Origin of the sequence: Micromonospora sp. NBC_01412 (genome assembly GCF_045040215.1) — a bacterium.
Classification (GTDB): Bacteria; Actinomycetota; Actinomycetes; order Mycobacteriales; family Micromonosporaceae; genus Micromonospora; species Micromonospora rubida.
This window is the reverse complement of the sequence record NZ_CP109528.1, coordinates 3,459,646-3,473,941: the sequence shown is the minus strand read 5'-3', so window position 1 is coordinate 3,473,941 and position 14,296 is coordinate 3,459,646. Positions and strand designations below refer to the sequence as shown.

The following is a 14,296-nucleotide window of genomic DNA, read 5'->3' as shown; positions in this document are numbered from 1 at the left end:
GCGGTCGCTCAAAACCGGGGAGGATGTCATGTCGGAGCAGGGCGAACGGCCACCGCGGCGGACCACCGCCAACTGGGTGCTGGCCGGGCTGATCGCGGCCTTCGGGCTGGTGGTCTACATCGTCACGGTCCGCGCGGGGCGGGCCGACAGCGCCCTGCTGTTCGTGGCCCTCCCGGTGATCCTCGCGGCGGCCCTGGCCCTCACCCCCGGCCGGACGGCGCACGGCCGGGTCTTCGTGGTCACCACGATCGCCCTGCTGCTGGCGGCGGTGGCGCTGCACGAGGGGGCGGTCTGCGTCATCCTGGCCGCCCCGCTGGTGTACGCGGTGGCGCACGGCACCACCGCGCTGATCCGCGCGCTGCGGGACGCCTCGCGGACGTACGCGGTCCTCGCCGTGCCGCTGCTGCTCCTGCCCGGCCTGGAGGGCAGCGGGATCGGGCCACGGCTGGCCCCGGAGCAGTCGGTCGAGGTGGTCCGGGTGGTGGCGCTGCCCGTCGACCAGGTCGCCGAGCGGCTCGCGGCCGGCCCCCGGCCCGTCCCGGTCCGGTCCATTCCGTTGCGGCTGCTGGGGGCGCCCACACCCACCGAGGTCAGCGGCGACGGCCTGGCCGTGGGCGACCGCTGGATGTTCGGCTACCACGGCAGCGCGCACGGGCCGGGCGGGCACCTGCTCGCCGAGGTCGAGACCGCCCAGCCGCAGCAGGTCACCTTCCGCTTCGTCGAGGACACCTCGATCACCGCCCGCTGGTTCACCTGGCGGCGTGCGGACCTGCGCTGGCGGGCCGTCGACGCCGGGCACACCGAGGTCCGGATCAGTGTGGACTACCGACGCGGCCTCGACCCGTCCTGGTACTTCGGCCCGGTGCAGCACGTCCTGCTCGGCGAGGGAGTCGGGCACCTGCTGGACATGACGATCCCGCGATGACGGTCGCCCGCCACCTGAGCCTGGCGGTGCCCCTGCTGGCCGTGCTCGCCGCCGCCGGGTTGGAGCGGGACCGGGACGCCCGGGCAGCGGCACTGCTGGCCTTCGTTGCCGGCGCCGTCGGCATCGCGGCGCTCGACGAGGCGGCCCGGCGCACCGGCTGGTACGCCTTCGCCCCGGTGCGGGGCGCGTACCGGGGGCTGCCGGTGGACCTGTGGATCGGTTGGGCCGCCCTGTGGGGCCCGTTGCCGGTGCTGCTGCGCAGGGTCCTCCCGCTGCCGCTGGCGCTGGGCCTGCTGCTCTGGTTCGACGCCGTGGCGATGCCCGCCCTGCACCCGCTGGTCCGCCTCGGTCCGCACTGGCTCGTCGGGGAGGCTGTCGGGCTGCTCGCCGTGGCCCTGCCCGCCCAACTGCTCGGCCGGTGGTGCGCGGACCGCCGGCACCTGGCCGCCCGGGCGCTGCTCCAGGTCGGCCTCTTCGCCGCCCTGCTGCTGTGGTTCGTGCCGACGTTGGCCTTCGAACTGGGCGACGGCTCCTGGGCCGGGCTCACCGGGCTGCCCGCGTCCCGGCTGTTGCTCGTCGGGCAGGTCGCCCTGCTGGTGGCGACGCCGGCGCTCGCCGCCGTGCGGGAGTTCGCGGTCCGGGGCGGCGGCACCCCGTACCCGTGGGATCCGCCCCGGCGGCTGGTCACCACCGGTCCGTACGCCTATCTCGCCAACCCGATGCAGCTCGGCGCGGTGGCCCTGGTGCTGCTGACCGCCGCAGTGACCGGGAGCCTGGCGCTGGCCGGCGCGGGCGCGGTGGCGGTCGCCTTCGCGGCGGCGGTGGCCGGGCCGCACGAGGAGCACGACCTCGCCGGCCGGTACCCGGAGGGCTCGCGGGCCTACCGGCGGCTGGTCCGGAACTGGTGGCCGCGCTGGCGGCCGTACACGTCGGGGCCGCCTGCGGTCCTCTGGCTCGACGACGGCTGTGGGCCGTGCGGGGCGGTGTGGCGCTTCGTCGCCCGCCGTCGCCCGGTGGGCCTCGTCCTCCGGCCCGCCTCGGCGCACGGCGGGGTGCTGCGGCGGGCGGAGTACGCGGGCGGGGACGGCCACCGGGAACGGGGGGTGGCCGCCGTCGCCCGCGCGCTCGAACACGTCCACCTCGGCTGGGCGCTGGTCGGCTGGACGCTGCGGCTACCCGGGGTCGCCTGGCTCGCGCAGTTGGTGACCGATGCGATGATCGCACCGCCGCGTCCGGCCAGCGACCGGCGAGCCGGCACACGAGGAGAGGGATGTCCGACACCAAGCAGCGCCTCCTGGACGGTGCCATCGCGGCGATCCGCCAGCACGGCATCGCCGGGGTCTCGGCCCGTACCATCGCCGCCGCCGCCGGGGTGAACCAGGCACTGGTGTTCTACCACTACGGCAGCGTGGACGAACTGCTCGCGGCGGCCTGCCGGGCCAGCACGGCCGAGCGGGTCGGGCACTGGTCGGCGCGGCTGGCCGAGGTTGGCTCGCTGCGTGAACTGCTCGCTGTCGGCCGTGCCCTGCACGAGCAGGAGCGGGAACTGGGCAACGTCTCCTTCCTCGCCCAGATGCTCGCCGGGGCGCAGGCCGACGAGCGGCTGGCCGCCCCGACGGCCGGCGCGCTCCAGCTCTGGGTGGACGAGATCGAGGGCGTCCTGGGTCGCCTGCTCGCCGGCTCCCCGTTCGCGGAGATCGCGGACGTGGCCGGCCTGGCCCGGGCCGTGTCGGCCGCGTTCATCGGGCTGGAGCTCTACGACGGGGTGGACCGGGCGGCGGCCGAGCAGGCGATGTCCGCGCTCGACCAGCTCGCGATGCTCATCGAGATCGTGGACGACCTGGGGCCGATCGCCCGGCGGGCCCTCCAGGCCAAGGTCAACCGGGCGGTCCGGCGCGACTGAGCCACGGCCCGGAAGACGGGACCCGACACAGCGGCGGGGTCAGGCGGCGGCGAGGATCTCGTCGCCGACGGCGGTGAGCTGGTCGGCGCCGACCTCGACCGCCGTCAGGTAGTGCCGCAGCCAGGAGCGCAGCCCGTCCGGGGTGCCGGTGGCGAAGGCGCCGGCCGCGCCGACGTACTCCGGCTCGCGCTCGCGGTGGCCGACGTCGGTGCCGACCAGCCCGCGCGGGTCCAAGCCGGTGGACATCAGCACGAGCCGGGCGGCGCCCCGGGCCACGACCCCGGACGGCCCGGCGAACGGGCGCAGGTTGAGCAGCTCGCCGTGCACCACGGCGGCGAGCACCAGCGGGGGCACGGCGGTGCCGCCGGCGACCAGCCCGGCCAGGGCGTCCAGCCGGGCGCCGACCACCGGGTCGGCCACCGGCCGCCCCAGCTCGTCGGTGGGTACGACGTCCCGGGCGGCGAGCACGTGCAGCCGGGCGAGGACCTGTCGGGGTGCCCTCGGCCAGTTCTCGGTCAGCCCGGGCAGCGCCCCGGCCACCCGCAGCGCGCCCTGGAGCACCGGGTCGGTGACCGTACCGGCGCGGACCGCCTCGCGGTCGTGGGCGGCCCCCTCCAGGGCGGCGCTGGCCACGGCGCAGCGGAGGCTCACCTCGGCCGCGGCCTGGCCGCCGTGCCGGCGCAGCGCGCGGTGCCGCAGCGCCTGGTCGACCCGGTCGCGGGCCCGCTCGACGGCGGGGGCGATGTCGGCGAGCGCGAGCAGCGGGGCGAGCGGGTCGGTGGTCACCCCGTCACGCTAGCGACCCGCCCGGGCGCCTCGCCCGCAGCCGCCCGACAACGCGACACCCGACACCCCGCCCCCACGCCCCGCGCCGCTGTCCGTCCCGCTCCTACAGTTCGGCGCGCGGCGGGGGCCGCTCGGCGCGGGTGTGCTCCGGGAGCTGTCGCGGGCGTCGACCTCCCCGGCTAACCTCTGCGGGGGTACCGGACGCGGGTCACGGATGCGACGAGGGAGTCACGGCATGAGCGAGGCACTGGCCAATCTGCTGAATGAGACCCGGCAGTTCCCGCCCCCGGCTGAACTCGCCGCGAACGCCAACGTCACCGCCGACGCGTACGCCGAGGCCGCCGGGGACCGGCTCGCCTTCTGGGCGGAGCAGGCCGGGCGGCTGGCCTGGGCGAAGCAGTGGGACCAGGTGCTCGACTGGTCGAACCCGCCGTTCGCGAAGTGGTTCGTCGGCGGCCGGCTCAACGTGGCGTACAACTGCCTGGACCGGCACGTGGAGGCGGGCCGGGGCGACCGGGTGGCCATCCACTGGGAGGGCGAGCCGGGCGACACCCGCACCATCACGTACGCCGACCTGCACCGGATGACCTGCCAGGCGGCGAACGCGCTGACCGAGCTGGGCGTGGCCGCCGGTGACCGGGTGGCGATCTACCTGCCGATGGTCCCGGAGGCGGCGGTGGCGATGCTGGCCTGTGCCCGGATCGGCGCCACCCACAGCGTGGTCTTCGGTGGCTTCTCCGCAGACGCGCTGACCAACCGGATCCAGGACGCCACCGCCAAGGTGGTGATCACCGCCGACGGCGGCTACCGCCGGGGCAAGCCGTCGGCGCTGAAGCCGACGGTGGACGAGGCAGTGGCGAACTGCCCGTCGGTGGAGCACGTGCTGGTGGTCCGCCGCACCGGCGAGGAGGTCGCCTGGACGGCCAAGGACCTGTGGTGGCACCAGACGGTGGAGCAGGCGTCGACCGAGCACGCCGCGGAGCCGTTCGACGCCGAGCACCCGCTGTTCATCCTCTACACCAGCGGCACCACGGCCCGGCCCAAGGGCATCCTGCACACCACGGGCGGGTACCTGACCCAGGTGTCGTACACGGCGCACGCGGTGTTCGACCTGAAGCCGGAGACGGACGTCTACTGGTGCACCGCCGACATCGGCTGGGTGACCGGCCACTCCTACATCGTGTACGGCCCGCTGGCCAACGGCGCCACCCAGGTCATGTACGAGGGCACCCCGGACACCCCGCACAAGGGCCGGTTCTGGGAGATCGTCGACAAGTACCAGGTCAGCATCCTCTACACCGCCCCGACGCTGATCCGGACGATGATGAAGTGGGGCGATGACATCCCCGCCGGCTTCGACCTGTCGTCGCTGCGGCTGCTGGGCAGCGTCGGCGAGCCGATCAACCCCGAGGCGTGGATGTGGTACCGGCAGCACGTCGGCGGGGGCGAGCTGCCGGTCGTGGACACCTGGTGGCAGACCGAGACCGGCGCGATCATGATCTCGCCGCTGCCCGGTGTCACCGAGACCAAGCCGGGCTCGGCGATGACCCCGCTGCCCGGCATCGTGGCCGACGTGGTGGACGACCAGGGCCAGTCGGTGCCGAACGGCGGTGGCGGGTACCTGGTGCTGCGCGAGCCGTGGCCGTCGATGCTGCGCACCATCTGGGGCGACGACAACCGGTTCATCGAGACGTACTGGTCCCGGTTCGAGGGCATGTACTTCGCCGGGGACGGGGCGAAGAAGGACGACGACGGGCACATCTGGCTGCTGGGCCGGGTGGACGACGTGATGCTGGTGTCGGGCCACAACATCTCCACCACCGAGGTCGAGTCGGCGCTGGTGTCGCACCCGTCGGTGGCGGAGGCGGCCGTGGTGGGCGCGACCGACCCGACCACCGGCCAGGCGATCGTGGCGTTCGCCATCCCGCGCGGCACCACCGACACCACCGGCGAGGCGGGCGAGAAGCTCATCACCGAGCTGCGCAACCACGTGGCGAAGACCCTCGGCCCGATCGCGAAGCCGCGGCAGATCCTGCTGGTGGCGGAGCTGCCGAAGACCCGCTCCGGCAAGATCATGCGCCGGCTGCTGCGGGACGTGGCGGAGAACCGGTCGCTGGGCGACGTGACCACCCTCCAGGACTCCTCGGTGATGGAGCTGATCTCCTCGGGGATGGGCGGCGGGAAGTCCGACGAGGACTGACGGCAGGCGTACCCCTCGGTGGGTGGCGGTCCGCGCGGGCCGTCACCCACCGCTGTCTTTTCGGGGTACGTCGACAGCACGTCACCCGACCGTCCCGCTCAGTCGGTCGGCGGAGGGCGCACCGGCCTGAACGGACACAGGGATCGGCACCCCCCTGTCGGAAGACTCCGTTCTCCTCTAGGTTCAGCCGCACCGGTCGATTTGATGCATGTCACTGTGCGTCGAACTGGCCGGCGTCCTTCCCCACGCCCCGAGAACGGAGCGGCATGCACACTAATCCGCGCACCGGGTCACGCCGACGACTACTCGTCGCGCTGCCCGTCATCGCCCTCGCGGCCACGGCACTGACCGTGACCGGAACCGCGTCGGCCGAGACGTCCCGCCCTGCCCCAGCCACGATCGGGGCGGACGAGTACTACATCAACTACGCCGAGCCCGAGGTGCAGCCGGCCACCGGCGGCAAGGAGGTCAAGGGCGCCGACGGGATCTACACCCCAGCGGCGGACGAGTCCCGGGCGTACGACCGCAAGTTCGCCGCCGGCAACCCGACGACCGCGAAGCAGCTGGCGAAGCTGGAGGCCCAGTCGGTCCGGACCGGCAAGAGCCCCCGGAAGATCAAGCAGGCCCCGAGCACCCAGACCGCCAAGCTGCTCACCCTGCTGGTCGAGTTCAACGACCAGGCCAACGACGACTTCACCGGCGTGATGGTCCCGAAGACGGTGTTCGAGGACCGGTCCTGCGTCCCCGGCACCGTGCAGAACGGGCCGAAGCACAACAACATCGCGAACCCGGCGTCCCTGCCGCACGAGGACAACAACTCGATGTGGGTGCCGGACTTCTCCCCGGCCCACTACGACAAGATGCTCTACACGAAGAGGGGCATCACCGAGCGGGTCCGCCCGGACCTGACCGGGCCGGACGGCAGGCCGGGCGTCAACATCGCCGGCCGGACCATGCACAACATGTACCTGGAGATGTCCAAGGGCGCGTACACGGTGGACGGGCAGGCCAGCCCGTGGATCACCGTGCCGCACTCGGAGGGCTGGTACGCCGCCTCGCGCTGCTTCCAGGACGAGAACGGCAACTGGGTCGCCGGCCGCGAGCAGGCGATGAACGGCCACCCGGACAACCCGGCCGGGGCTGGTCGGCTCGCCACGGACGCCATCGACGCCCTCGCCGCGATGGACCCGAGCTTCCCCTGGGCCGACTACGACATCGAGGACCAGGCCGACCGGGACGGCGACGGCAACCTGCTCGAGCCGGACGGCGTGATCGACCACCTGGTGCTGGTGCACGCCGGCCAGGGCAAGTCCCGTGGCGGCGGCGCCGAGGGCACCTACGCGGTGTGGGCGCACTCCTCCACCGTTCCCGGCGGCTACACGATCCCCGGCACGAACCTCAAGGCCGCGAACTACATCGTGCAGCCGGAGGACGCCGGGGTCGGCGTCTTCTCCCACGAGTTCGGCCACGACCTGGGCCTGCCGGACCTGTACGACACCTCCGGCAACGCCGACTCCGACGTGGACTTCTGGGACCTGATGGCCTCCGGGTCGCACAGCGGCGAGATCTTCCAGGCGCTGCCCACCCACATGGGCATCTGGGACAAGTGGGTGCTCGGCTGGGCCGAGCCGGAGACCATCACCCCCGGCTCCGCGCCGCGCGTCGTCCGGGTCGGGCAGACCTCGCGTACCCCGGTCGGCACGGCGGACGGCATCAAGGTCGACCTGCCGGACAAGGTGATCACCCTCGCCACGCCGCACAGCGGCACGAAGATGTGGCACAGCGGGGCCGACCAGAACTGGGCCGACGTCAAGCTGTCCCGCGCCGTGAGCGTGCCCTCGGCTGCCGACTCGAAGTTCTGGATGTGGAACAACTACATCATCGAGGAGGACTGGGACTACGGCTTCGTCGAGCTGTCCGCCGACGGCGGGGCGACCTGGTCGGAGCAGAAGGTCTACGACGCCACCGGCGCGCTGGTCACCACCGATGACAACTACGCCGACCCGAACGGCCGGATGGCCGACTTCGGCGGCAAGCGGTACGGCCTGACCGGCCCCACCGGCGGCTGGCGGCACGACTACGTCGACCTGTCGGCGTACGCGGGCCAGACCGTGCAGCTCCGGCTGCGCCAGGCCACCGACGAGGCGTTCGTGGAGCGGGGCTGGTTCGCCGACGACTTCTCGGTCACCGGCGGCGGGGCCACCACCTGGAGCGACGACGTCGAGGGCGGCGCGAACGGCTGGACCGCCACCGGCGGCACGTTCACCGACACCACCGGCGCGGGCTGGAACGTCAACACGGGCACCGAGGTTCGGGCGCACTACTACCTGGCCGAGTGGCGCAACTTCGACGGCTTCGACAAGGGCCTGAAGTACACGTACGACACGGTGTACTCGCACGAGGCGTGGAAGGTCGACCGGATCTCCTACAACGCCCCGGGCATGCTGGTCTGGTACCGGGACACCGCGCTCGGCGACGTCAACCACGTGACCGGGCAGATGACCGCCCTGCCGAGCTACGGCGCGAAGGGTGGCCTGCTGATCGTCGACTCGCACTTCGACCCGTACCGGCGGCAGGGCACGGCGGCCGAGAAGGACCCGTCGGTGCTGGACAACCTGCCCAGCCGGCCCCAGTCGTCGAACGCGGCGTTCGGCCTGAAGAAGACGAAGCCGTTCACCGAGTGCCTTGAGGCGGCGGGCGAGCCGTACAGCGAGTACTGCACGAACTTCACCGCGCAGCCGGCCGTGCCGGGCTTCACCGACGCCAAGACCTGGTACCCGGGCATCGAGATGCGCGACGGGTCGCCGTACGCCCGGGACAACGACGCCTCCGTGGTGCTGCCGTCGCGGGGCAACGCGCCGTACACCACCCGGGTGGTCAACCCGGACGGTACGCCGGCCCCGTCGTTCTACGGCGTCGTGCTGGGCGGTGGGGCGATCGTGCTGGGCAACGGCAACCCCGCCAGCCAGAACGTGCACTACGGCGTCACGCTCACCGTCAAGAAGGCGACGTCGGACAACACTGTCGCCTCGGTGCGGGTGACCTCGGCGCGGCCCTGACCCCTCAGGCGCGTCGCAACATCGGGCGGGGCCCGTCCGGAGCACACCGCTCCGGGCGGGCCCCGCCTGCGTCGTCCGGCGGGGCCCCGGCGCCCTTGACACGACAGGTGATCGTGGCCAAAAAGCAATGTGAGATGACGTCGCATCGCGTCGCCCATTGGCCCCGATTTACCGGCCTTTGCCGGGCGCCCTGACCGGCTTCCCGCTCCCACGGGCCAGTGACAACGACCGACTCCTCTGCCAGGGTGGCAGACGCACCCATGACAGCGTCGACTTCGGTCGGGCCTGTCATGTAACAGTCCACAAAGGAGGAGGATCTTTGAGGAGACGAGTCACGGCGGGCCTGGCTTCGGCCGCGGCCGCACTGCTGGCGGCCGGCGTCGTCACGGCCCCGGCGTCCGCCGCCCCGGCGGCGGAGCCGACCCCGGGCGCCGAGAAGGCGGAGCGCCGCAGCGACAGCCTTCCCGACGCCAAGGCGGACCAGCACCAGGAGGTCCGTAAGCAGGCGATCGCCGACCTGATGCAGGGCAAGGTCAAGCTCCAGACGCGCAACGGTTCCAAGGTCATCCAGGTCAAGAACGACAAGTTCGTCGAGTACCAGCAGGCCCCGAAGACCGATCCGATCTTCACGATGCTGGTCCAGTTCGGCAACCAGACCGACCCGCGCACCGGCGGGACCGCCGGCCCGCAGGTGAACCAGATCGCCGCGCCGGACCGCAACTGGGACGGCGGCGCCACCGACGACAACAGCACCCTGTGGCGGTCCGACTTCAACCGGGCCCACTACATGGACATGTTCTACGGCGAGGGCGAGTCGTTCCGGGACTTCTACCTCAAGCAGTCCGGGGGCCGGTACACGGTCAACGGCGACGTGAGTGACTGGGTCACCGTCCCCTACAACGAGGCCCGGTACGGCAGCAACGCCATCTCCGAGGCCGACGGCTACTGGAACTTCGTCAAGGACAGCACGGTGTCCTGGTACGACTCCCAGGTCGCGGCGGGCAAGACCCCGCAGCAGATCAAGGACTACCTCAAGCAGTTCGACATCTGGGACCGGTACGACTTCGACGGCGACGGCGACTTCAACGAGCCCGACGGCTACGTCGACCACTTCCAGGCGGTGCACGCGGGCGAGGGCGAGGAGGCCGGCGGCGGCGCCGAGGGCGAGGACGCCATCTGGTCGCACCGGTGGGCCGCGTTCCCGAACCTGGCCGGCAGCGCCGGCCCGGCGGGCAACCTGTCCGGCGGCGTGCAGATCGGCGACACCGGGATGTGGATCCGTGACTACACCACGGAGCCGGAGAACGGCGGCCTCGGCGTCTTCGCGCACGAGTACGGCCACGACCTCGGCCTGCCGGACCTGTACGACACCAACGGCGGCGACAACGGGGTGGGCTTCTGGAGCCTGATGGCCTCGGGCTCGTGGCTGAGCCGCGGCACCGACGACATCGGCTCGACCCCGGGCTACATGGACCCGTGGTCGAAGCTCTTCCTCGGCTGGCTGAACCACTCGACGGTCGAGTACGGCAAGGGCAACACCATCCTGCCGCTCGGCCCGGCCGGTGACAGCGACGGGCCGAAGGCCCAGGCCATCGTGGTGAACCTGCCCCCGCAGACCCAGACCACCTCGTACAACACCCCGTTCGCGGGTGCCAACGAGTGGTGGGGCGGCAGCGCCGACGACCTGAACACCACGCTGACCCGTCAGCTGGACCTGACCGGTACGACGTCCGCGTCGATCACCGCGAAGGCCTGGTACGACATCGAAGAGGACTACGACTACCTGTACGCCGAGGTGTCCACCAACGGTGGCGCCACCTGGGCGCCGCTGAGCAACTCGCTCATCGACGCCGGCGAGACCGGGGTCGACGGCTCCAGCAGCGACGCGTGGGTCGACCTGACCTACGACCTGTCCGCGTACGCCGGGCAGACCGTGCAGTTCCGCTACCGCTACCAGACCGACGGCGGCGTGCACCTGGCCGGCGCGTTCCTGGACAACATCTCGCTGGTCAAGGGCGGCACCGCCGCCTGGACCGACAGCGCGGAGACGCTGGACCCGGCGTGGACCACCAGGGGCTTCACCCGGATGGGTGGCTCGGTCACCGACTCGTACCCCCGCTTCTACATCGCGGAGAACCGGACGTACCTCGGGTACGACGACACGCTGCGCACCGGCGGGTACAACTACGGTTTCGCCAGCACCCGCCCGAACTGGGTGGAGCGGTTCTCGAACCAGCCCGGCCTGCTGGTCTGGTACGTGAACTACGCGTACGGCGACAACAACACCTCGCAGCACCCGGGCTACGGCTTCAACCTGCCGGTTGACGTCCGCCCGGGCCAGATCAAGGTGGGCGACCGCGCCATCACCAACCGGCGCAGCGGCTACGACGCCACGTTCAGCTGGTTCGTCAAGCCGGCGCAGACCTTCCACCTCAACGGGGTGGCGGTCACCGTGCCGGCGCTCAACCCGAACCCGGTGTTCAGCGACAGCGACGTCGACCGTTACTGGACGGCCGGCAACCCGCAGAACTCGGTGAAGGTGGCCGGCACCGGCACCAAGATCACGATCGTGACGCAGGGCAAGAAGGCAACCGACAACATGGTCCTGCTTGTCAGCAACTGATCCATAGATCGATGAAGGGGCCGGTGGCGGCGACGCCACCGGCCCCTTCCGTCTGCGTCGATGTTTGCTGATCGAAATCTGTCACTGCAATTCCTGACCCGGCGTCCGCACTGCTCAGCCGTTCGGGGAACGGCAGACGTGTGACGGTGGAACGCATTCCCGACGAAAGTTTGCAACAAATCGACGTACGCGTCTTCCCACCCGTCCCGAGAGACTCTATGTTCACCATTGGTCCCACTAGTGGGACCTCTCACCGGCCCGTACCCCCGTTGGGCCGGTTCCCTCACACCGGAGGTACCACGTGCGGAAAGTCGCAGTGGGTCTGCTCGGGCTTTCGTTGACGGCGACGGGACTGGTGGTCGGCACGTCCGCCAGCGCCGCGCCGACTCCGAAGCTCCCGGCGACCGCCCCGTCGGCCGTCGAGGCCCCGGCGGATCACGATCTGCCGGACAAGCTCGAGGACAAGCGCCGCGCGCTTCGCCAGGAGGGACTCAGCGAGGTCCTCTCCGGCCGGGCCAAGGCGCAGAAGATCAACGGCAGCACCGTCGTCAAGGTCGGCGAGACCGCCGGCGGCGCGGCGGCGGCCGCCGGCGCCCGGAACGCCAAGGCGGGCCAGCAGGACCAGTACGTCGAGCTGGCCCGGGAGCGGACCGACAAGATCTTCGTGATCCTGGCCGAGTTCGGCGACGACCGGGACCCGGCGTACCCGGACAAGGACACGAACCCGACCATCGCGGGTCCGACCACCTTCGACGGGCCTGTGCACAACCAGATCCCCCAGCCCAACCGCGCGGTGGACAACTCGACCGTGTGGCAGGCGGACTACAGCGCCGACTACTTCCGCAAGCTGTACTTCGGCACCGGGCAGGGCGACGAGTCGGTCAAGCAGTACTACGAGGCCCAGTCGTCCGGGCGCTACACCGTCGAAGGCCAGGTCAGCGACTGGGTGAAGGTCAAGTACAACGCCGCCCGCTACGGCCGTTCGAACGACCCGAAGGCCGACGACGACCCGACGGGCGACCCGGCGGTCTGCGAAGACAACAACTGCCAGAACACCTGGGACCTGGTCCGCGACGCCGCCAACCAGTGGGTCGCCGACCAGAAGGCCAAGGGCCGCACCGACGCCCAGATCAAGGCCGACATGCAGTCCTACGACCAGTGGGACCGGTTCGACTACGACGGCGACGGCGACTTCAACGAGCCGGACGGCTACATCGACCACTTCCAGATCGTCCACTCCGGCGGGGACCAGGCCGACGCCGACCCGCACCAGGGTGAGGACGCGATCTGGAGCCACCGCTGGTCGGCGTACAACACCTCGCGCACCGGCCCGGTGAACTTCCCGATCGGCGGCACCCAGATCGGCAACACCGGCATCTGGATCCGCGACTACACGGTCCAGCCGGAGAACGGCGGCCGGAGCGTCTTCTACCACGAGTACGCGCACGACCTGGGCCTGCCGGACGACTACAACAACCTCAACGGCGGCGACAACAACAACGAGCACTGGACCCTGATGGCCCAGAGCCGGCTGAACGCCAAGGAGGACGCCGGCATCGGCGACCGCGGCGGCGACCTCGGCGCCTGGAACAAGCTCCAGCTCGGCTGGCTCGACTACGAGGTGGTCAAGGCCGGCCAGAAGAAGACCCTGGAGCTCGGCCCGCAGGAGTACAACTCCGCCAAGCCGCAGGCCGCCGTGGTGGTGCTCCCGCAGCGGGAGTACACCTTCGACTACGGCCAGCCGTTCGAGGGTGCCAAGCAGTTCTTCTCCGGCAACGACGACGACCTGGACAACACGCTGACCAGGACGATCGACCTCACCGGGAAGACCTCGGCGGCGCTGTCGCTCAAGGGCCGGTTCAACATCGAGTCGGGCTACGACTACCTCTTCTTCGAGGCGTCGACCGACGGCGGGGCCACCTGGAACGCGTTGCCCGGCACCGTGGACGGCAGGCCGATCCCGCCGGTGTCGAACACCGACCCGACGCCGGGCCTCAGCGGCAGCAGCGCGGGCCGGTGGACCGACATCAACATCCCGCTGAACTCGCTGGCCGGCCAGGTCGCGCAGTTCCGCTTCCACTACCTCACCGACGGGGGCCTGTCCGCGGGCGGCTTCTTCGGTGACAACATCACGGTGACCGCCGACGGTCAGACCCTGTCCACCGACGGCGCCGAGACCGGCACCGGCGACTGGGCGGCCAAGGGCTGGAGCATCGTCGCGGGGAGCTACACCCGGCTCTTCGACAACTACTACATCGCCGGCAACCGGACGTATGTCTCGTACGACAAGTACCTGAAGACCGGCCCGTACTACTTCGGCTACGGCACCACCCGCCCGGACTACGTGGACCACTACGCGTACCAGGAGGGCCTGCTGATCTCGTACTGGAACCTCCGGTTCGCGGACAACGACACGTTCGAGCACCCGGGTGAGGGTCGGAACATGATCATCGACTCGCGCCCGCAGCCGCTCTACAACCTGACCGGCAACCCGTGGCGGGCCCGCGTCCAGGTCTACGACGCGCCGTTCAGCCTGAAGAAGGCGGACTCGTTCACGCTGCACATCAACGGCCAGGCCCAGTACGTCCGGGGCCAGGCCGCGCAGCCGCTGTTCGACGACACCAAGCAGTACTGGTACCCGGAGCTGCCGAACCACGGCGTCAAGGTCCCGACCACCGGCACCAAGATCAAGGTGCTGGAGCAGAAGGGCACCTCGATCAAGGTCCGCTTCTCCTGATCCACTGATCGACCGCACCACCGCGATGCCCGGGCAGCTCACCTGCCCGGGCATCGCCCTTTC

At 71.2% G+C, this 14,296-nt stretch carries 8 protein-coding genes; 7 read left to right on the top strand and 1 reads right to left on the bottom strand.

Features of this window, described 5'->3' with window-relative positions:
• The first annotated feature begins 28 nt into the window (after window positions 1–28).
• Genes OG617_RS15975 through OG617_RS15965 form a run of 3 tightly spaced genes read left to right on the top strand, consistent with a single transcriptional unit; the run spans window position 29 to window position 2,828 of the window.
• Window positions 29–925, top strand: coding sequence for a hypothetical protein (locus tag OG617_RS15975; RefSeq protein WP_405102587.1), 897 nt, complete (start codon window positions 29–31; stop codon window positions 923–925).
• Window positions 922–2,301, top strand: coding sequence for a methyltransferase (locus tag OG617_RS15970; RefSeq protein ID WP_405102585.1), 1,380 nt, complete (start codon window positions 922–924; stop codon window positions 2,299–2,301). The genes OG617_RS15975 and OG617_RS15970 overlap by 4 nt, the downstream gene beginning before the upstream one ends.
• Window positions 2,196–2,828 carry a TetR/AcrR family transcriptional regulator gene (locus tag OG617_RS15965; protein ID WP_405102583.1) on the top strand — a complete coding sequence of 211 codons (633 nt, stop codon included), beginning with the start codon at window positions 2,196–2,198 and terminating at the stop codon, window positions 2,826–2,828. Before OG617_RS15970 ends, OG617_RS15965 begins: the two co-directional genes overlap by 106 nt.
• Before the next feature lie 39 nt (window positions 2,829–2,867).
• Here OG617_RS15965 and OG617_RS15960 read toward each other — a convergent pair whose 3' ends face one another.
• Window positions 2,868–3,614 (bottom strand): oxidoreductase, encoded by a 747-nt coding sequence (locus OG617_RS15960; protein WP_405102581.1) that lies wholly within the window; start codon window positions 3,612–3,614, stop codon window positions 2,868–2,870.
• A gap of 235 nt (window positions 3,615–3,849) precedes the next feature.
• Between OG617_RS15960 and acs the strand changes: the two genes are divergently transcribed.
• From acs to OG617_RS15940, 4 genes are all read left to right on the top strand, one after another.
• On the top strand, window positions 3,850–5,814 hold the full coding sequence (gene acs, locus OG617_RS15955) for an acetate--CoA ligase (protein WP_405102579.1): 1,965 nt from the start codon (window positions 3,850–3,852) through the stop codon (window positions 5,812–5,814).
• A gap of 266 nt (window positions 5,815–6,080) precedes the next feature.
• Complete coding sequence (locus OG617_RS15950; RefSeq protein ID WP_405102577.1) at window positions 6,081–8,873, top strand: immune inhibitor A domain-containing protein; 2,793 nt, start codon at window positions 6,081–6,083, stop codon at window positions 8,871–8,873.
• A gap of 319 nt (window positions 8,874–9,192) precedes the next feature.
• Complete coding sequence (locus OG617_RS15945) at window positions 9,193–11,496, top strand: immune inhibitor A domain-containing protein (protein WP_405102575.1); 2,304 nt, start codon at window positions 9,193–9,195, stop codon at window positions 11,494–11,496.
• 316 nt (window positions 11,497–11,812) lie between these two features.
• Window positions 11,813–14,233 carry an immune inhibitor A domain-containing protein gene (locus tag OG617_RS15940; protein WP_405103739.1) on the top strand — a complete coding sequence of 807 codons (2,421 nt, stop codon included), beginning with the start codon at window positions 11,813–11,815 and terminating at the stop codon, window positions 14,231–14,233.
• Window positions 14,234–14,296: the final 63 nt, after the last annotated feature.